This window comes from Streptomyces sp. NPDC005774 (assembly GCF_042871645.1).
GTDB lineage: Bacteria > Actinomycetota > Actinomycetes > Streptomycetales > Streptomycetaceae > Streptomyces > Streptomyces pratens.
Genome location: NZ_JBIAIV010000023.1, coordinates 58663 through 76735 on the forward strand (window position 1 = coordinate 58663; position 18073 = coordinate 76735).

Here is an 18073-nt window from a genome sequence, read left to right on the forward strand (position 1 = left end):
GCCGGCACCCCTGACCACTCGGCACCCCTGACCACCCGGGAGCGTGGATGACCCGAGGCACCGACCACACCGACCGCACCGCCCTCACGTCCCTCACCGCCGTGCGGCTCCTCGACGGCTACCGCACCGGCGCGTTCGGTCCCGTGGCGGTGACCCGCGCGGCGCTGGAGCGGGCACGGGAGATCCAGCCGGAGGTCAACGCGTTCGTCCGGCTCTTCCCCGATCAGGCGCTGGAACAGGCCGCCGCGTCCGAGGAGCGGTGGCGGCGCGGCGAGCCGCACGGGCTGCTCGACGGGGTGCCGGTCACGGTGAAGGACATCCTGCTGCTGCGCGGCGCCCCGACCCTGCGCGGCTCGCGCGCCGTCGACCCGGCGGGCCGCTGGGACGAGGACGCGCCGTCGGTGGCCCGGCTGCGGGAGCACGGCGCCGTCTTCCTGGGCAAGACGACGACCCCCGAGTTCGGCTGGAAGGGCGTGACGGACTCCCCGCTCAGCGGCGTCACCCGCAACCCGTACGACCCGGCGCGCACCGCGGGGGGCTCCAGCGGAGGCGCGGCGGCTGCCGTGGCGCTGGGCGCGGGGCCGCTGGCGCTGGGGACGGACGGCGGGGGCAGTGTCCGCATCCCGGCGGCGTTCTGCGGCGTCTTCGCGTTGAAGCCGACGTACGGGAGGGTGCCGCTGTATCCGGCGAGCGCGTTCGGCACGCTGGCGCACGTCGGCCCGATGACGCGGGACGCGGCGGACGCGGCACTGCTGATGGATGTGATCAGCGGCCCGGACTCCCGCGACTGGTCGGCGCTGGCCCCGGCGCCCGGCTCGTTCCGGGAGGGGCTGGGCGGCGGGGTGCGGGGGCTGCGGGTGGCGTACTCGCCGTCGCTGGGCGGGCAGGTGGCGGTGGCTCCACAGGTCGCGGCGGCGGTACGGCAGGCGGTGGAGCGGCTGGCCGCGCTCGGCGCGTACGTGGAGGAGACCGACCCGGACTTCTCCGACCCGGCGGACGCTTTCCACACCCTGTGGTTCGCGGGGGCCGCGCGGGTGGTGCAGCACCTCACCCGTGAGCAGCGCGCTCTGCTGGATCCCGGGCTGCGCGAGATCTGCGCCACCGGGGCGCGCCGGTCGGCGCTGGACTATCTGGCGGCGGTCGATGTCCGGATGGATCTGGGCCGGCGCATGGGCCGCTTCCACGACACCTACGACCTGCTGGTCACTCCGACCGTGCCCCGCACCGCGTTCGAGGCGGGCGTGGAGGTGCCGAAGGGGTCGGGACACCGGCGGTGGACGGGCTGGACCCCGTTCACCTACCCGTTCAACCTGACCCAGCAGCCCGCGGCGACCGTCCCCGTCGGCACCGACGCGGCCGGGCTGCCGGTCGGCGTCCAGCTCGTGGCCGCCCGTCATGCCGACGCGCTGGTGCTGCGGGCGGCCCACGCGCTGTACGAGTCCGGGGCGGCCGGGGAGTCCTGGGCGGCCGGGGGAACCGGGCTCACGCCCGCCGGAAGCTGAGGCTCTCCCCCGCCGCGCCCGTGCGCCACAGGTCGTTGCACCCGTCGGCCATCTCCGCCAGGCCTTCGACGACCTGGCCCCAGACGATGCCGGGCACCCAGCCCACGTCGCCGTTCAGCAGCAGGTTGTTGCGCTCGTAGAACAGGGCCAGGTCCACGACCGTGGCGCCGGGGCCGACCTCGCGGTCGTAGCCGTAGGCCTTGGTGCCCAGTTCCGCGCCCGCGAAGGAGAAATAGCAGAGATCTCCCGGAATGGGGGTGACCGTCGGGTTCTCCAGCGGCGGCTCGGACGGCGCGAAAGGCGGGAAAAGGGCGTAGATCTCATTGCGGGCATATTTGGCGTGATAGACGTCGCCGGACAGGGGCAGGGAGTCCCAGACGGCCGCGCAGGTGACCGGCGCGCGATCGTCGAGCAATCGGGCCGTACAGGTGATTCCACGTTTGACCAGGGAGACCTCGACATATCGGTGAATCATGTGCCCCATCGTCCCGCATCGGTCAAGACCGCCCGACCGCCGAACGGGGCCGAAACTGGCGGGAATACTCGGCATCGATTCGGGTAGCCGCGCCGCCATGGCTCCACCACTGGGAAAACCACTGAGACGACGCGGGGAAGCGTTCGCGCCCGTCGGGCCCTCCCGCCGGTCGCTGCTCGCGGGGGTCGCGGCGCTCGGCGCACTGGGCGCGGCGGGCTGCTCGCGCGTACCCACCGAGACGAGCACGGGCGGCGGTGAACAGCTCGAACGGCTCAAGGCGGCGGGTGTGGTCCGCCTGGGAATCGCCGGCGAGATCCCCTTCGGCTACATCGACAAGGACGGCAACCTGACCGGGGAGGCGCCGGAGCTCGCGAAGGTCATCTTCAAGCGGCTCGGCGTGGATCGGGTACAGCCCGTGCCCACCGAGTTCGGTTCGCTGATCCCGGGTCTGAACTCGCAGCAGTTCGATGTCGTGGCCGCCGGGATGTACATCAACCCCGACCGCTGCGAGCAGGTCATATTCTCCGACCCCGACTACCAGATGCTCGATTCTTTCATCGTGCGCAAAGGCAACCCGAAAGGGCTGACCAGCTACAAGGACGTCGTCGAGAAAAAGGCGAAATTCGCCACCGGCACCGGATACGCGGAGATCGCGTACGCGGTCGAGGCCGGATATCCGGAGGGCGACATTCTGATCGTCCCCGACCAGGTCGCCGGACTGAACGCGGTGGAGGCCGGGCGGGTCGACGTCTTCGCCGGTACGGCGCTCACCACCCGCGAGGTGGTGAAGAAGTCCGCAAAGGCGGAGGCCACCAAGCCGTTCCATCCGATCGTCGACGGAAAGCCGCACACCGACGGCGGCGGTTTCGCGTTCCGCCCCACCGAGACGAATCTGCGCGACGCCTTCAACGAGGAGCTGGCGAAGCTGAAGGAGAGCGGCGAGCTGCTGCGGATCCTGCGGCCGTTCGGTTTCACCGAGGACGAGATGACGGATCTGACCGCGAAGGAGCTGTGCGGCGGATGACCTCAGGACTCTGGGAACTCGTGCTCAAGGGCGTCTGGGTCACGATCCAGCTGCTGGTGCTCAGCGCGCTGCTCGCGGCCGCGGTCTCCTTCGTGGTCGGCATCGCGCGCACCCACCGGCTGAAGTTCGTCCGCTTCCTCGCGGGCCTCTACACCGAGGTGTTCCGCGGCACCTCGGCGCTGGTGATGATCTTCTGGGTGTTCTTCGTGCTGCCCCCGGCCTTCGGCTGGCAGCTGGTGCCGCTGTGGGCGGGCACGCTGGCGCTCGGCCTGACCTATGGCGCCTACGGCTCGGAGATCGTGCGCGGCGCGCTGGCCGCCGTCGATCCGGCGCAGCGTGAGGGCGGGATCGCCCTCAGCTTCACGCCCGCGCAGCGGATGCGGCTGATCATGCTGCCGCAGGCGGTGCCGGAGATGATTCCGCCGTTCTCCAACCTGCTGATCGAGCTGCTCAAGGGCACCGCCCTGGTGTCGATCATGGGCATGGGTGATCTGGCGTTCAGCGCCAACCTGGTGCGTCTGGCGCTGCAGGAGAGCGCCGAGATCTACACGTACGTCCTGCTGATCTACTTCGTGATCGCCTTCCTGCTCACCCGGATCATGCGTGGCCTGGAGAAGAAGCTGAAGGCCGGCGTCGGAAAGAAGCCTGTGCCCGAACCCGATCTGGAACTGAAGCGGGCCGAGACGACCGGTGTCGGCGGGGGAGGTGTCTGATGAAGTGGGACTGGAGCGCGGTCTCCGACTTCATGCCGTATTTCTGGGACGGTCTGCTGGTCACCCTGCAGATCCTGGTTCTCGGCTCCCTGATCTCGTTCGTCCTCGGCCTGGTGTGGGCCCTGCTGATGCGGGTGCCGTCCCGCTGGGTGACCTGGCCGGTCGGCGCGGTGACGGAGTTCGTCCGTAACACTCCGCTGCTGGTGCAGCTGTTCTTCCTGTTCTACGTGCTGCCCGAGTGGGGTGTGACCTTCTCGGCGCTGACCACCGGCATCTTCGCCATCGGTCTGCACTACTCGACGTACACGATGCAGGTCTACCGTGCGGGCATCGAGGCCGTGCCGGTGGGCCAGTGGGAGGCGGCGACGGCACTGAACCTGCCGCTGCGCCGGACGTGGACCGCGGTGATCCTGCCGCAGGCCGTACGCAGGGTGGTCCCCGCGCTCGGCAACTACGTCATCTCGATGCTGAAGGACACGCCCCTGCTGATGGCGATCACCGTGCTGGAGATGCTCGGTGAGGCCCGCCTGTTCTCCCAGCAGCACTTCCAGTTCACCGAGCCCCTGACGGTGATCGGCTTCGCCTTCATCGTCATCTCCTACCTGGCCTCCCTTGCCCTGCGAGCCCTGGAGCGACGCCTTGTCCACTGACAGCACCCAGCCCAGCACCCCTCCCGTCCCCGGCGACGGCCCCGGCCCCGAGAAGGCGGCCGACCCGGCTGTCGGCACCGCCCGCGCCGCCGGCAGCGAGCTGATCCGGCTGGAGAGGGTCACCAAGCGGTTCGGGTCCAACACGGTCCTGGACAACCTGGACTTCTCCGTGGACGCCGGAAAGCACGTCACCCTGATCGGGCCGTCCGGGTCGGGCAAGACGACGATCCTGCGGCTGCTGATGACGCTGCTGAAGCCCGAGGAGGGCACGATCACCGTCGACGGGGACCAGTTGTTCCCCGCGCAGGAGAAGCAGGTCCGCGAGATCCGCAAGAAGATCGGGATGGTCTTCCAGCACTTCAACCTGTTCCCGAACATGACCGTGCTGCGGAACATCACCGAAGCGCCGGTCACCGTGCTCGGCCTGCCCAAGGACGAGGCCGAGGAGCGGGCGCGGGAACTGCTCGAGATGGTCGGGCTGACCGAGCACATCGACAAGCACCCCTCGCAGCTGTCCGGTGGTCAGCAGCAGCGGGTGGCGATCGCGCGGGCGCTGGCCATGCGGCCGCAGGTGCTGCTCCTCGACGAGGTGACCTCGGCGCTCGACCCGGAGCTGGTCGCGGGTGTCCTGGACGTGCTGCGGGACATCGCCCGCTCCACCGACATCACGATGCTCTGCGTCACCCATGAGATGAACTTCGCCCGGGACATCTCCGACCGCGTCCTGATGTTCGACCAGGGCCGGATCATCGAGTCGGCCCCGCCGGAGAAGATCTTCAACGAGCCCGAGCACGACCGGACCCGGGAGTTCCTCAGCGCGGTCCTGTGACGGCGGGGCGATGTCAGGGGGCGGGCGGTGTCCGGGGCGGGCGGTCCCGGGGCAACGCCCGAGGTCCACATGCCGGGACATCCCCTTGGCATATGCCCGTGGACCGGCGCCGCAGTTGGGAGAGCCGAAATCTCGTCAACACCCGCTCCATGAAAGCCGCTTGACGGCTATCGTGGAGAGGATTCGCTGACCGGATTGCGGCACCATGAGCGAGCGCAGGGGGAAACCGTGGCGCTGAAGCACAAGCCGACCGCCCCGCACCATTCGGTCCAGGACGCCCTGCGCGTCCTGGACACGGTGGCGCGGCACACCACCGGAGTCACCGACACCCAGCTCGCCCGGGAGACCGGCCTCGGCCCGGAGCGACTGACCACGCTCCTGCCGATGCTGCGCCGCGAGGCCTACGTGGAACAGGGCGCCGACGGCGCGTACGTCGCCGGGGAGGCCTTCACCCGCCTCGGCTCGGCCCATGAACACGAAGCGGCACTGCACAGCAAGATCCAGCGCACCCTGGACCGGCTCCGCGACCGCGTGGGCGCCGCCGTCTACATGAGCCGGTACGTGGACGGCGAGGTGAAGGTCACCCAGTACGCGGCCGGGCCGTCCCTCCCGAAGGTCCACGAGTGGGTGGACTTCCGCGACGCGGCCCACGCCACCGCCGTCGGCAAGAGCCTGCTGACCCAGCTGGACCACAACGGCCGGCGTGAGCATCTCGCCCGGCACCGGACGATCCGGCTCACCTCGCGCACCATCACCAGCGACCATGTGCTGCTGTCCCGGCTGGCGGCCCACCCGCCCACGGTGCCGGTGCTCGACCTCCAGGAGTACGCGATCGGCACGGTCTGCGCGGCGGTCCCGGTCACCGCCGGTTCCTCGGTGGGCTGCCTGGCCCTGTCCCTGCCCGTCGAGCACGCCCACCGCCTGCGCCAGGCCGCCGAAACCCTCAACCGCAACGCGGCCCAGGTGCTGCTGTCGCTGACGATCTAGGGAGCGGGGCGTGGGGGGCATGGGGGACATGGGGGGCACCGGGAGGCATCGGGCCGGCGCGCGGTCGGAAGCACCCCCCGGGAGCGGGTAGTATTTTCCGCGTCGCCGACCGCGAAAGCGGACGGCGGAGTCATGCGCCGCTAGCTCAGTTGGTTAGAGCAGCTGACTCTTAATCAGCGGGTCCGGGGTTCGAGTCCCTGGCGGCGCACAGTGAAGGGCCTCTCGTGTGAGCGAGAGGCCCTTTTGCGTGCCCGGCCGGGCGCGGATCACACCCGGCCGGGGTGCGGCGTCGGGGCTCGGTGCCGGACGGGTGACGCCGGAGAGCGCGTCAGAAGGTGACGTCCGAGCAGGCGTAGAACGCGTTGGCCGTGTCGGCGACCGACCACACCGCGAGGATGACGTGGCGCCCGCTCAGCCCGGACGGGAGCGTGCCGCTGTGCGAGAGCGTCTGCGGCGGGCGCTGTCCGTTGTAGGGCACCTTCAGGAACGGGGTGAGGTTGAGGTCGGACCGGGCCAGGTTGTGGTTCTGGTTCCAGCCCGGCTTGGTGATGTAGTACGAGAAGTCGCTGGTGGCGTGCATGGCCGTGAACTGCCACCGGAAGGTGTAGTTCTGGCCGCCCGACACCCTGGTGGCCGGCCAGGCGCCGCCCGAGGGTGTCTTCGGGCTGTCGAGCTGGGCGAACGGCGTGTTGTTGGCCGAACAGAGCCGGCCGTCGGCGGCGCCGGAGCCGGGGAAGCCTTTGGGGCCCTCGACGCTCTGCGGCTCCCACTGGATGGAACCGCAGTTGGTGACGCCGCCGTTCTGGCAGAGCTTCTGCCTGCTGATGGGGAGATCGGTGTAGCCGTGGCCGCTGGCACCGCCGGAGGAGAACACGAGCGCTCCGGTCGTGGCCAGCCCCACCGCGGCTGCGTACAGCTTGGTCTGTGTGCGCATGCTGCCGCTCCTGGGGAACGTGGGGGAGTGGGGGGAGTGTCAGTGAGCTGATGCAGGTAGGTCTAGACCAAGTTTCAGATTAGGGCCGCCGGTTGAGCATGTCCATACCAATAACGCAACCCGTTCGACGCCTTCCCCCCACCCGGCTCGCCCCGGCCACGGCAGTCCCTGCACCCTTGTCTCCCTACACCCTTGTCTCCCTACGCCCTCGTCTCTCTACGCCTCTGTCTCCCCCCGCCCTGCGCAGAACGCCACCGTCAGGTCCTTCACCAGCACCTTGCGCTCGTAGTCGTCCAGGTGCACCAGGCCTCGCAGGGTCAGCCGGGTCACCGTGTCCTCCACCGAGTCCACGACCGAGGTGAGCGCGCTCGCCCGCCGCCGGGCGTCCAGCTCGGCGATCCGGCGCCGGTGTATGGCGGCGGCCACCTCGGGGACGTACTCCACCCGGACCGGCCGCACCGCGAACACCTCGATCCCCACCGGGCCGGCGTCCGCCGCGACCAGCCGGGTCAGCGCGTCCTGCGCCGCGCCCGCCGCACCGCCCGGCTCGCCCGGCGCCTCCACCGGCACCCGGAGCAGCGCCGCCTCGACGCACTCGCGCACGTACCTCTCGTGGTCCTCGACACCCAGGGTGGCCCGCGCGGTGTCCCGCACCCGCCACACGACCAGGACGACCACCCGCAGCGCCACCCCGCCGCGGTCGGCCGCCTGCATCGGCTCACTGCGCCAGTGGCGCAGCCGTACGTCGACCCGGCGGCGCAGCAGCAGCGGGTTCACCCACAACAGGCCGGTACGCCGGACGGTCCCGCGGTAGCGGCCGAACAGGCCGAGCACCCAGGCCCGCCCGGTCCGGCCGCGCGCCAGCCCGCCGAACCCGAACAGGCCGAGAGCCCCGGCAGCCGTGTACGCCGCCCACTGCGCGGGCCCGAGCGCGACGGCCCCCACCGGTGGCAGGACGCCCGCCCACCACGAGGTGGCCACGCACCCGGCCGCCCCGCACATCCCGGCGAGCACTCCCGCGCCCCCGGACAGCACCCGGGCGGGCCGCTCCGCCGGCCCGGGGTCGGCCCCCGGTACGGGTGGCCGGGACGCTTCGGCGGCCGGGCGACGGAGCCGCGGCTGCTCCCCCGTGCCCTGCCGGCACCCGACGACCGCGGGGCGCAGCCGCGCGGGCACCGGGTCGGGGCCGTCGCGGAACAGCAGATGGACGGGGATCTCGGTGGTGGACTCGTTGCGGATCACCCGCCCGGACCGCCCCGCCGCCGGGCGCACGCTCCCGGCCGGACGCCCGGGTTCGGGAGTGCGGGAATCAGGGGCGTGCGGGTCGGGGGCGTGTGGGCCAGGAGGGCGGGGAGCGTCAGGAGTGGTCAGGGTCATACGTGCCTCCAGCCTTCACGCCGCCGGCCTTCAGCAGCTCCCAGGTCAGCGAGCCCGGCAGCCCGTCCACGGGGGTCCACCCGCGGGCGGAAGCGGTCACGCCCAGGTACCGGTACGGGACGTAGCCCGCGGAGTTGTTCCAGTAGGCGTACGGGGTGGACCGCCGGAGCGTGTTCGGGCGGGTCTGCTCGTAGGCGACGTAGGTGGTGCGCGCGCTGTCCGTCCAGCCGCCGAAGAGGACGACGTGGGAGCCGCCCTGCGGGTCGGCCGCGTTGTGGAACAGCAGCATGTCCCCCGGCTGGAGTTCCGCCTTCGTGATCTTCTGCGCGTACTGTCCGAGGCTTCCGGTCCATTCGTTCGCGGGCAGGTCCCACACCATCGAGACGAAGCCCGAGCAGTCCTGCCGGTATCCGTCGGACCAGTACGCGGACACGCTGTACGGCACCTTCGCGGCGACCCACTTCTCGGCCCGTTCGATGATGTCCGCGCGGGTGATCACGCGGACCGACGACGGGGGCGAGGGGTCCGCGGGATATGCGGGATCCGCGGGATCGGTCGTCCGGCCGTCGGGGCCGTACAGCGGCCCCCTCGGCCCCTGCGGGGTGGCGGGCCCCTCGTCGTCGGGGGCACCCCGGACCCCGGGAAGGCCGGGCCGGCCGGTGGTGTGCGGGGCGGCCAGGGCTGGGGCCGCGTACGCGCCGATCACCGCCGACACCGCGGCGGCGGCCAGGACGAAAAGGCGGAACACCGCTCGCCGACCGGCTGTACGGACGACCGGCGAGCGGGGAGGGACGAGCGCACGCCGCCCGTGCACACAGCCAGGGCAGTCGCAGTCGCTCACGGGATCGAATTCCTCGAACACCGGAGACTCCATGCGCTCCCCGCCGTCCGAGCGGCCCGGGTCATCCGGGCGGCTCTCCTCACGATTCCGGCCACATACCCGATCAAACACCTGGTGAAATAAGTCACGTCTGTGCATAAAAATCAGCTTCTCAACTGTCCACGGGGCACGCACTCTGACGGTCCGAATGATGCAAGCGCACCGGCGCGGGCGACGACGCCGGGACGGGACGCGGGACGGTATCCGGGACCCCGCCCCGGCGGATGGTCGGGAGCACCCGCCGGGGTCCGGTAGAGTTATGGGGTCAGCGAGCGCCGCTAGCTCAGTTGGTTAGAGCAGCTGACTCTTAATCAGCGGGTCCGGGGTTCGAGTCCCTGGCGGCGCACCGACAGCACGGGCTCCTCGTCACCGAGGGGCCCGTTGCCTTTGGCCGGAAATCCTCTCGCGCCCGTTGAACGTCTCCTCTTTGTCACACGCATGGAACAGGAGCCCCACGCGACTCCCCCGACCGTCACAATGGGGTCGTATGACCGGTGAGCGCCAAATTTCACAGCTTGCGATCATGATGAAACCCGTCCAACCTGGTTCCTTCACGATGCCGCGGGTTCGCGGCCGTTGGGGGGGCGGAAGACCGGATCGCGGACGGCGCGGGACAAGGGATCCCGCCCTCCGGGTGATGCCACGGGGGACGCGTTATGCAACCGTATGGAGCGCTGTGCCGTGTCTATATGGTGTGGGTGCCGTGGTGACAGCGATCCACCATTGACACGCCCGGGTCGGTCGAGGGGGACCGCACACGGGCGGAAAGAAGCGACGAAACACGCGGCGAGACCGCGTGTGGGGGGATGACACTCATGACGTCGACGCCGTCGGGCGCCCAAAGGGACGACGACCCGTCCCAGACCACCCAGCTCAGGGTGCCAGCGCACCGGACCGGAAACACGGGCGCTTTCCGCCGGATCAAGAAGACGCTGCCGAGATACGACTACGAGCACTACAGCCGGCTCGCGGGTCCCCTCACCCAGCCCGATCCGAACAAGCCGTACACGGTGCAGTACCGCTCGCTGATCTCGCAGGAGCCGCACCGCATCCGCATCGCGCTGATGCTGGCCGCGGCCCCCCTGCTGTCGGTGGTGCTGCTGGTGTGGCTGCTCCAGCCCGCGCACTGGACGGAGCGCGACTACCCGGCGTTCGACTGGCTGCCCACCCTCGACGTCGTGATGCTCGTCTCGATCGGTCTGATCGAGCTCTTCCGCTGCCTGAACGTGCTGTCCAACGCGCACGCCACGCTGGTCGCCCGCGATCCGGTCCCCGTCGTGCCCGAGACCGGCACCAAGGTCGCCTTCCTCACCTCCTTCGTGCCCGGCAAGGAGCCGCTGGAGATGGTGACGAAGACCCTGGAGGCGGCGGTCAAGATCCGCCACCGGGGCACCATGCACGTCTGGCTGCTCGACGAGGGCGACGACCCCGAGGTGAAGGAGGTCTGCGCGCGTCTGGGTGTGCACCACTTCTCCCGCAAGGGCGTCGCGAAGTGGAACCAGGCCAAGGGCCCGCACCGCGCCAAGACCAAGCACGGCAACTACAACGCCTGGCTCGACGCGCACGGCGACGACTACGAGTTCTTCGCCTCGGTGGACACCGACCACATTCCGCTGGCGAACTACCTGGAGCGGATGCTCGGCTTCTTCCGCGACCCGAACGTCGGCTTCGTCATCGGCCCGCAGGTCTACGGGAACTACGACAACTACGTCACCAAGGCCGCCGAGTCTCAGCAGTTCCTCTTCCACGCGCTCATCCAGCGGGCCGGCAACCGCTACGGCTCGCCCATGTTCGTCGGCACGTCCAACGCCGTGCGCATCAAGGCGCTCAAGCAGATCGGCGGTCTGTACGACTCGATCACCGAGGACATGGCGACCGGCTTCGAGATGCACCGCGCCAAGAACCCGGCGACGGGCAAGAAGTGGCGTTCGGTCTACACCCCGGACGTGCTCGCGGTCGGTGAGGGCCCCAACGCCTGGACGGACTTCTTCACCCAGCAGATGCGCTGGTCCCGGGGGACGTACGAGACGATCCTCAAGCAGTACTGGAAGGGCTGGTACTCGCTGCCGCCGAGCAAGCTCTTCAACTACACCATGATGATCATCTTCTACCCGATGTCGGCCCTCAACTGGATCCTGGCCGCACTGAGCTGTGCGCTGTTCCTGGGCCTGGGCGCCTCGGGTGTGAACATCGACCCCGCGGTCTGGCTGATGCTCTACGGCAACGCCTCCGCGCTCCAGATCGGCCTCTACATCTGGAACCGCCGCCACAACGTCTCCCCGCACGAGCCGGAGGGCTCCGGCGGTGTGGCCGGTATGGTCATGTCCGCGCTGTCGGCGCCGCTCTACGCGAAGGCGCTGATCGACTCCGTCCTGCGCCGCAAGAGCAAGTTCGTGGTGACGCCCAAGGGCGACTCGGCCAGCCCGGACACCTGGTTCGGCACCTTCCGCTACCACTGGTACTTCATCCTGATCTTCGGTGGCTCCCTCGCCGCCGGTTTCGTCTACGGACACGCGCACCCGGCGATGGTCATCTGGGCGATGTTCGCCCTGCTGATCACGGCCGCACCCATGTTCGTCTGGCGGCACGGTATGCGCCAGGACAGGAAGAAGCCGCCCGGCGCCCATGCGTCGGGCCGGCTCCCGGCCGACCAGTCGGCGGCGGAGCCACCGAAGGACTTCGCCCACGAGCCCGCGACCCAGCAGCTGCAGACGCTCCCGCGGGTGCAGCAGGCACAGGCGCAGGCACAGGCCCCCGGTCAGTACCAGGGGCAGCAGTACCAGGCTCAGGCTCAGCAGTACGGGCAGCAGCACCACGCCCAGCAGCAGCCGCACGCCGCGCACGGCCGGCAGGACCGGCCCAGCTGGGCCGCCTCCCACGGCGGACCGGCGGGGCAGGGAGAGCCGGAAGGCCCGGCGGGGCCGGGCGGAGCGACAGGTGCCGGGAACAGCTCCGGCAATGACCAGACGATGCAGATCGCCCTGGGTGGACTTGGGGGACGTAAGGAATGAACGACCGTGCAGGCCGCCGTCGCGCCCGTCGAATCGCGATAGGCACCACGGTGGTACTCGCGCTGGCCGGCATGAATGGACCGTGGCTGTACCGCTTCGGATCCGAGAAATACCACCAGTACAAGATCAACAAGCCGGAGTACAAGGCGGAGAACGGCCGCTGGGAGATCGTCGAGTTCCCGGAGAAGTACCGCCAGAACACCATTCACGCGGCGCTGCTGCACACCGGCAAGGTGCTGCTCGTCGCGGGTTCCGGCAACAACAAGGACAACTTCGACGCCAAGCAGTACGACACCCGTATCTGGGACCCGGTCAAGAAGACCATCAAGAAGGTGCCGACGCCGACCGACCTGTTCTGCACCGGCCACACCCAGCTCGCCAACGGCAACCTGCTGATCGCCGGCGGCACCAAGCGGTACGAGAAGCTCAAGGGTGACGTGACGAAGGCGGGCGGCCTGATGGTCGTCCACAACGAGAACCCGGACAAGCCGATCACCCTGCCGGCGGGGACCAAGTTCGTCGGCAAGGAGAACGGCAAGACCTTCGTCTCCAAGGACCCGGTGCTCGTCCCGCGCGCCGAGAAGAACTTCGACGAGGAGACCGGCGAGTTCCTGGGCAACACCCCGGGTTACGGCCGTACCTACGTCGAGGCGCAGAAGGAAGGCGCCAAGCACCAGACCGGTACGCAGGACAACTACACCGTGCAGGGTCTCAGCGGTGAGGACGCGCAGAACACGTACGGCATCGCCGAGAAGCTCGCCCTGGACAAGAAGGACTTCCAGGGCATCGACGACGCCTTCGAGTTCGACCCGGTCGCGGAGAAGTACATCAAGGTCGACCCGATGAAGGAGGCCCGCTGGTACCCGACGCTCACCACCCTGAGCGACGGCAAGATCCTCAGCGTCTCCGGCCTCGACGACATCGGCCAGCTGGTCCCGGGCAAGAACGAGATCTACGACCCCGAGACCAAGAAGTGGACCTACACGGACAAGATCCGTCAGTTCCCGACCTACCCGGCGCTGTTCCTGATGCAGAACGACAAAATCTTCTACTCGGGTGCGAACGCCGGCTACGGCCCCGACGACGTGGGCCGCGACCCGGGCATCTGGGACGTGGAGACCAACAAGTTCACCAAGGTCCCCGGCATGAGCGACGCCGACATGCTGGAGACGGCCAACACCGTGCTGCTGCCCCCGGCGCAGGACGAGAAGTACATGGTGATCGGCGGCGGCGGGGTCGGCGAGTCCCCGCTGGCCAGTGAGAAGACCCGGATCGTCGACCTCAAGGCCGACAGCCCGCGCTTCGAGGACGGCCCCTCGATGGACAAGGGCACCCGCTACCCACAGGCCTCGATCCTGCCCGACGACAACGTGCTGATCTCGGGCGGCTCGGAGGACTACCGGGGGCGCGGCGACTCCAACATCCTCGAGGCGCGCATCTACGACACGGCGGAGAACGAGCTCAGGCGCGTCGCCGATCCACTGGTGGGCCGCAACTACCACGCCGGTTCGATCCTGCTGCCCGACGGCCGCCTGATGTTCTTCGGCTCGGACCCGCTGTACGGGGACAAGGCGAACACCAAGCCCGGCGAGTTCGAGCAGCGCATCGAGATCTACACGCCGCCGTACCTCTACGGCAAGAACGCGCAGCCCGACCTGGCGGGCGGCCCGCAGACCATCGAGCACGGCGAGTCCGGCACCTTCACCTCGAAGGACGCCGCGTCGATCAAGAAGGTCCGGCTGATCCGGCCGAGCGCCTCGACCCACGTCACCGACGTGGACCAGCGCTCCGTCGCCCTCGACTTCGAGACCGACGGCGACAAGCTGACGGTGACCGTGCCGGAGAGCCGGAACGTGGTCCAGGCGGGCTGGTACATGATGTTCGCCATCACCGCGGACGGAACACCGAGCAAGGCCCAGTGGGTGCAGGTCCCGTAACCGGCCCGGCAGCCCGCGCCCGGCACGTACGGGCACACGCGTAGGGGGCGTCCTCCGTCATGGAGGGCGCCCCCTGTGCGTGCATGCGGTGCGTGGTGTTGCGGTGCGTGGTGTGTGATGCGTGGTGTGCGGTACGCGGGGCGGGGGGGTGTGCAGGGTCAGTCGCCGGCCTTGGCGAGCTTCACCGCGTAGTCCTCCCACCATTCGCCGGCCTTCGGGCCGCCCTTGCACTCGCCGTCCGACTCGCCGGGCCGCTTCACCCACAGATACGCGTCCACCAGCGGGTCCGCCGTCTTGATCGTCGGCGTCTCGCCGAGGGCACGGCCGGGCGGGTTGCACCAACGCTCGTCCGCGGCGCCCCCGGTGTACGGGCCGTTGCCGTTGCGGCTGGTGTCTACGACGAAGGGCTTGTCGCCGACCTTGGCGGAGAGCTGCTTGCCGTAGGCGATGGACTCTTCGGTGGAGTAGAAGTTGGAGACGTTCACCGAGAAGCCGTCGGCCCGGTCGATGCCCGCCCGCTCGAGCGGCTCGAAGATCTGGTCGGGGTTGCCCCAGCCGGCGTTGCCCGCGTCCAGGTACACCGTGGTGTTCTTCAGGCTCTTGAGCTTGTCGACGGCACCGTTGAGGACGTCGTAGCGCTCCTCGTGGAACTTCTCCGGCGTGCAGCCGTCGACCAGGTGGAGCACCGCGTCGGGCTCCAGGATCACGGTCGCCGTCCGGTCCCCGATGCCCTTGGCCACGCTGTCGATGAAGGCGCGGTAGGCGTTGCCGTCGGCGGCACCGCCCTGCGAGTACTGGCCGCAGTCGCGGTGCGGGATGTTGTAGAGGACAAGCAGTGCGGTGCGGCCCGCCCTGTCGGCCGCCTCGGTGAAGCCGCGGGTCTGCTCCTCCGGGTTCTCCGGGCTGATCCACTCGGCGGCGGGCTGCTCCGCTATCTTGCGGATCTGCTCGGCCTCCGGCTTCTTCCCGTCCGCTCTCAGATCGGCCATCTGCTGCGCGGCCGTGCCCTCCGGGTTGACCCAGAAGGGGTTCGCGTCCTTGGGCTGCTGCGTGATCTCCGCGCCGGCCGCCCTGTCCGGGTCGTCCCCTCCGTCGTCGCCGGAGGAACACGCTGTCATCAGCAGCGCCGCCCCCAGCATCGCCGCCGACGTCCGCCTCCTGGCGAACGCCCCGACCCCCCTGCTGCCGTACATCCAACCCCCCTTGGGTGCAATTGTTCCGTGCGTGCCGAGTCCCAATCCTGACATACGCGCTGCGGCAGCCACGAGGTCGAACCATTCTTGTCCGCGAGCTGTTACGGCCGTCGTACTGTGGTAGGTCACCTGGGGCGATCACGGAACGCGACCGGAGAGGGACGTGACGTCGGCCGCCCCGGAGCCGCGTCCGGGCCGGGTGGACGGGGTGGGAGGCGGTCGCGCTCGGGGCGGGGACGCGGTCGCGCTCAGGGTGAGGGCACAGTGGCGCTCAGGCGGTGGTGCCCGTCAGGTACGCGGAGACGACCACGTTCGCCGTGTAGCGGTCGCGTGCCGTGTCGAAGGTGCCGCCGCAGGTGATGACGCGCAGTTCGGCCCGGCCCGGGCGGCGGGGCCCGTAGGCCTGCCGGGCGTCGAACCCGTCGCGGGCCAGGACCTGGACGTCCTCGATCGTGAACTCGGCGACCTGGTCGCCCTCGCGGACCACCCGGATCTTCTGACCGGGTTTCAGCGTGCTCACCTTGTAGAACACGGCGGGCCGGGTCTCGGTGTCGACGTGCCCCACCACCAGTGCGGTGCCGGACGCTCCGGGCGCCACCCCGTCCGCGTACCAGCCGACCACGTCCGGCTGGTCGAACGGCGGCGGATCGAGCGCACCGCGTTCGTCCAGGCCTCGGGAGACCACCGGGGCCCGGACGTCCAGGCCGGGTATGTCGAGGCGCTGCGGCAGCGCCTCGCCCAGCGGGCGGTGGGCGGGCGGAAGGTCCGCCCGGGGCGGCCGGCCGGCGGCCGCCATGTCACCGGTGGAGGGGTCCGGCTCGCCGGGGCGCAGGCCGGTCGTCTCCCCGCCCCACAGCCAGAGCACGAGCAGCAGCACCACCCAGGCCACACCGGTGAGCAGCCGGCCCGGTCGTATCTCGTCGTGATCGGACACTGTCGGCCGCCTCAGCCGGTCGTTCCGCGGCTCCGCCGGACGCGGTTGCGTACGACGGCTCCCGCGGCGGCAGCCGCGAGGAAGAGTCCGGTCACCGTCTGCGCGGCGCCCGGCCCGCCCTCGTCTGCGCCGGTGCCGGTGCCGACGGCCAGCGGGGCACCGCCGCCACCGCCCGCGTCGACGGGGGCGACGGGCGAGGCGTGGGCGGTCGGCTCGGCGGTCTCCGACTTCGACGGTCCGGCGGCCTCCGGCTTCGACGGTTCGGCCGTCCCGGCGGGCAGGTGGCGGGCGGGGGCGACCTTGATCGTGCCCTGGCGGGCCCGCTCGCCGCAGTTGACCAGCACGGGGTACGTGCCCGCGGTGAGCGTGGAACGGACCCGGCTCTCGCCGACGAGTACGCCGTCGGCGACGGCGAGCCGGACCTCGGAGACGAACGCCGAGGACACGGCGAGCGCCGTCCGCTCGGCACACTCCGCCACCTTGAGGGTGACGTCGGTGCCGGGGGCGGGGACCACCGGTGTCACCGAGATGCCCGTGTCGTCCGCCGTGTCCGCCGCGTACGCCGCCGGGGTGAACGCGGCGGCGGCCAGGATTCCGGTGCAGAGAGCGAGTCGCAATGAACCCATCGTGTACCTCCAGACACCGGGAGCGTGCCCCGTCGGGTGGGGCACCGCATCCTCAGGGCGCGGTGGTTGCTCCGTACGGGTGACATCGGAGGGGGATGGGCCGGGACACCCGGGTGGTGTCCCGGGCGACGCCCGGGTGGAGGGTGTCAGACGAGGTCGACGAGGTCCGCGATGGAGTCCAGGACCTCGGACGGCCGGTACGGGAAGTTCTCGATCTGGTCCGGCCGGGTCAGGCCGGTGAGCACCAGGAACGTCTTCATCCCGGCTTCGATGCCCGCCAGTACGTCGGTGTCCATCCGGTCGCCGATCATCGCGCTGCTCTCGGAGTGGGCGCCGAGGGCGTTCAGTCCGGTGCGCATCATGAGCGGGTTCGGCTTGCCCGCGAAGTACGGCTGCTTACCCGTCGCCTTGGTGATCAGCGCCGCCACCGCGCCGGTCGCCGGGAGCGGGCCCTCGGCCGAGGGGCCGGTCTCGTCGGGGTTCGTGCAGATGAAACGGGCGCCGTCGTTGATGAGCCGTACCGCCTTCGTCATCGCCTCGAAGGAGTAGGTGCGGGTCTCCCCGAGGACGACGTAGTCCGGCTCGTGGTCGGTGAGGATGTAGCCGATGTCGTGCAGCGCGGTGGTCAGGCCGGCCTCGCCGAGGACGTACGCCGAACCGTTCGGACGCTGGTCGTCCAGGAACTGGGCGGTGGCGAGGGCGGACGTCCAGATGTTCTCGATCGGCACGTCCAGGCCCATGCGGCGCAGCCGGGCGTGCAGATCGCGCGGGGTGTAGATCGAGTTGTTGGTGAGGACCAGGAACGGCTTTCCGGACTCGCGCAGCTTCTTGATGAAGGCGTCGGCGCCCGGGATCGGCACACCCTCGTGGATGAGCACCCCGTCCATGTCGGTGAGCCACGATTCGATCGGCTTGCGGTCTGCCATCTGCGGGATCTCCTGCCTTGCGCGGTCCTGCGTGCGCTCCAGCCTAGACATGCCCGGATCTTGAGGGGAACGGCC

At 70.1% G+C, this 18073-nt stretch carries 16 protein-coding genes and 2 tRNA genes; 10 read left to right on the forward strand and 8 right to left on the reverse strand.

Features of this window, described 5'->3' with window-relative positions; all coding sequences use genetic code 11:
• Nucleotides 1-47 precede the first annotated feature (47 nt).
• Nucleotides 48-1502 carry an amidase gene (locus ACFYQA_RS21320; protein WP_388919950.1) on the forward strand — a complete coding sequence of 485 codons (1455 nt, stop codon included), beginning with the start codon at nt 48-50 and terminating at the stop codon, nt 1500-1502.
• Here ACFYQA_RS21320 and ACFYQA_RS21325 read toward each other — a convergent pair.
• Nucleotides 1483-1977 (reverse strand): DUF3830 family protein, encoded by a 495-nt coding sequence (locus ACFYQA_RS21325; RefSeq protein ID WP_332427934.1) that lies wholly within the window; start codon nt 1975-1977, stop codon nt 1483-1485. The genes ACFYQA_RS21320 and ACFYQA_RS21325 overlap by 20 nt on opposite strands.
• Before the next feature lie 97 nt (nt 1978-2074).
• On the opposite strand from ACFYQA_RS21325, the gene ehuB reads away from it, so the two are divergent.
• The 6 genes from ehuB (at nt 2075) to ACFYQA_RS21355 (ending at nt 6388) form a co-directional block, all read left to right on the forward strand.
• Nucleotides 2075-3001 carry an ectoine/hydroxyectoine ABC transporter substrate-binding protein EhuB gene (gene ehuB, locus ACFYQA_RS21330; RefSeq protein ID WP_388919954.1) on the forward strand — a complete coding sequence of 309 codons (927 nt, stop codon included), beginning with the start codon at nt 2075-2077 and terminating at the stop codon, nt 2999-3001.
• Nucleotides 2998-3714 (forward strand): ectoine/hydroxyectoine ABC transporter permease subunit EhuC, encoded by a 717-nt coding sequence (gene ehuC / locus ACFYQA_RS21335; protein ID WP_388919957.1) that lies wholly within the window; start codon nt 2998-3000, stop codon nt 3712-3714. Before ehuB ends, ehuC begins: the two co-directional genes overlap by 4 nt.
• Nucleotides 3714-4364 (forward strand): ectoine/hydroxyectoine ABC transporter permease subunit EhuD, encoded by a 651-nt coding sequence (ehuD, locus tag ACFYQA_RS21340; RefSeq protein ID WP_388919960.1) that lies wholly within the window; start codon nt 3714-3716, stop codon nt 4362-4364. Before ehuC ends, ehuD begins: the two co-directional genes overlap by 1 nt.
• Nucleotides 4354-5193 (forward strand): ectoine/hydroxyectoine ABC transporter ATP-binding protein EhuA, encoded by an 840-nt coding sequence (gene ehuA / locus ACFYQA_RS21345; RefSeq protein ID WP_388919963.1) that lies wholly within the window; start codon nt 4354-4356, stop codon nt 5191-5193. Before ehuD ends, ehuA begins: the two co-directional genes overlap by 11 nt.
• A gap of 228 nt (nt 5194-5421) precedes the next feature.
• Nucleotides 5422-6180, forward strand: a complete 759-nt coding sequence (locus ACFYQA_RS21350; protein ID WP_388919966.1) for an IclR family transcriptional regulator — start codon at nt 5422-5424, stop codon at nt 6178-6180.
• Nucleotides 6181-6314: 134 nt separating this feature from the next.
• Nucleotides 6315-6388, forward strand: a tRNA-Lys gene (locus ACFYQA_RS21355).
• A 120-nt stretch (nt 6389-6508) separates the two neighbouring features.
• On the opposite strand, the gene ACFYQA_RS21360 is transcribed toward ACFYQA_RS21355, so the two are convergent.
• The 3 genes from ACFYQA_RS21360 to ACFYQA_RS21370 form a co-directional block, all read right to left on the reverse strand.
• The gene (locus ACFYQA_RS21360) at nt 6509-7114 is read right to left on the reverse strand and encodes a lytic polysaccharide monooxygenase (protein ID WP_388919969.1); all 606 of its coding nucleotides are present in this window, start codon (nt 7112-7114) and stop codon (nt 6509-6511) included.
• 216 nt (nt 7115-7330) lie between these two features.
• A complete protein-coding gene (locus tag ACFYQA_RS21365; RefSeq protein ID WP_388919972.1) occupies nt 7331-8491 on the reverse strand; it encodes an SPFH domain-containing protein in 1161 nt (386 codons plus the stop codon).
• Nucleotides 8472-9353 (reverse strand): NlpC/P60 family protein, encoded by an 882-nt coding sequence (locus ACFYQA_RS21370; protein ID WP_388919975.1) that lies wholly within the window; start codon nt 9351-9353, stop codon nt 8472-8474. The genes ACFYQA_RS21365 and ACFYQA_RS21370 overlap by 20 nt, the downstream gene beginning before the upstream one ends.
• Nucleotides 9354-9643: 290 nt before the next feature.
• On the opposite strand from ACFYQA_RS21370, the gene ACFYQA_RS21375 reads away from it, so the two are divergent.
• The 3 genes from ACFYQA_RS21375 to ACFYQA_RS21385 all read left to right on the forward strand — a co-directional run bounded on the left by ACFYQA_RS21375 (nt 9644) and on the right by ACFYQA_RS21385 (nt 14319).
• Nucleotides 9644-9717, forward strand: a tRNA-Lys gene (locus ACFYQA_RS21375).
• A gap of 469 nt (nt 9718-10186) precedes the next feature.
• Entirely contained in the window at nt 10187-12382 is a 2196-nt protein-coding gene (locus tag ACFYQA_RS21380; protein WP_388919978.1) for a glycosyltransferase family 2 protein, read from the forward strand.
• Nucleotides 12379-14319: a galactose oxidase-like domain-containing protein gene (locus ACFYQA_RS21385; RefSeq protein WP_388919981.1), complete on the forward strand. Its 1941-nt coding sequence runs from the start codon at nt 12379-12381 to the stop codon at nt 14317-14319. Before ACFYQA_RS21380 ends, ACFYQA_RS21385 begins: the two co-directional genes overlap by 4 nt.
• 158 nt (nt 14320-14477) lie before the next feature.
• Here ACFYQA_RS21385 and ACFYQA_RS21390 read toward each other — a convergent pair whose 3' ends face one another.
• From ACFYQA_RS21390 to ACFYQA_RS21405, 4 genes are all read right to left on the reverse strand, one after another.
• Nucleotides 14478-15512, reverse strand: coding sequence for a glycoside hydrolase family 6 protein (locus ACFYQA_RS21390; RefSeq protein WP_388919984.1), 1035 nt, complete (start codon nt 15510-15512; stop codon nt 14478-14480).
• Between the two features lie 271 nt (nt 15513-15783).
• Nucleotides 15784-16446, reverse strand: coding sequence for a class F sortase (locus ACFYQA_RS21395; RefSeq protein ID WP_388919987.1), 663 nt, complete (start codon nt 16444-16446; stop codon nt 15784-15786).
• An 11-nt stretch (nt 16447-16457) separates the two neighbouring features.
• Complete coding sequence (locus ACFYQA_RS21400) at nt 16458-17072, reverse strand: hypothetical protein (RefSeq protein ID WP_388919990.1); 615 nt, start codon at nt 17070-17072, stop codon at nt 16458-16460.
• Between the two features lie 146 nt (nt 17073-17218).
• On the reverse strand, nt 17219-17998 hold the full coding sequence (locus ACFYQA_RS21405; protein WP_388920091.1) for an HAD-IIA family hydrolase: 780 nt from the start codon (nt 17996-17998) through the stop codon (nt 17219-17221).
• Between the last annotated feature and the right edge of the window lie 75 nt (nt 17999-18073).

What these genes read in the sequence shown, in the direction of transcription:
- ACFYQA_RS21320 (WP_388919950.1), top strand. Translation starts at nt 48, where the DNA reads ATGACCCGAGGCACCGACCACACCGACCGCACCGCCCTCACGTCCCTC.
- ACFYQA_RS21325 (WP_332427934.1), bottom strand. Translation starts at nt 1,977, where the DNA reads ATGATTCACCGATATGTCGAGGTCTCCCTGGTCAAACGTGGAATCACC.
- ehuB (WP_388919954.1), top strand. Translation starts at nt 2,075, where the DNA reads ATGGCTCCACCACTGGGAAAACCACTGAGACGACGCGGGGAAGCGTTC.
- ehuC (WP_388919957.1), top strand. Translation starts at nt 2,998, where the DNA reads ATGACCTCAGGACTCTGGGAACTCGTGCTCAAGGGCGTCTGGGTCACG.
- ehuD (WP_388919960.1), top strand. Translation starts at nt 3,714, where the DNA reads ATGAAGTGGGACTGGAGCGCGGTCTCCGACTTCATGCCGTATTTCTGG.
- ACFYQA_RS21360 (WP_388919969.1), bottom strand. Translation starts at nt 7,114, where the DNA reads ATGCGCACACAGACCAAGCTGTACGCAGCCGCGGTGGGGCTGGCCACG.
- ACFYQA_RS21365 (WP_388919972.1), bottom strand. Translation starts at nt 8,491, where the DNA reads ATGACCCTGACCACTCCTGACGCTCCCCGCCCTCCTGGCCCACACGCC.
- ACFYQA_RS21380 (WP_388919978.1), top strand. Translation starts at nt 10,187, where the DNA reads ATGACGTCGACGCCGTCGGGCGCCCAAAGGGACGACGACCCGTCCCAG.
- ACFYQA_RS21385 (WP_388919981.1), top strand. Translation starts at nt 12,379, where the DNA reads ATGAACGACCGTGCAGGCCGCCGTCGCGCCCGTCGAATCGCGATAGGC.
- ACFYQA_RS21390 (WP_388919984.1), bottom strand. Translation starts at nt 15,512, where the DNA reads ATGTACGGCAGCAGGGGGGTCGGGGCGTTCGCCAGGAGGCGGACGTCG.
- ACFYQA_RS21400 (WP_388919990.1), bottom strand. Translation starts at nt 17,072, where the DNA reads ATGGGTTCATTGCGACTCGCTCTCTGCACCGGAATCCTGGCCGCCGCC.
- ACFYQA_RS21405 (WP_388920091.1), bottom strand. Translation starts at nt 17,998, where the DNA reads ATGGCAGACCGCAAGCCGATCGAATCGTGGCTCACCGACATGGACGGG.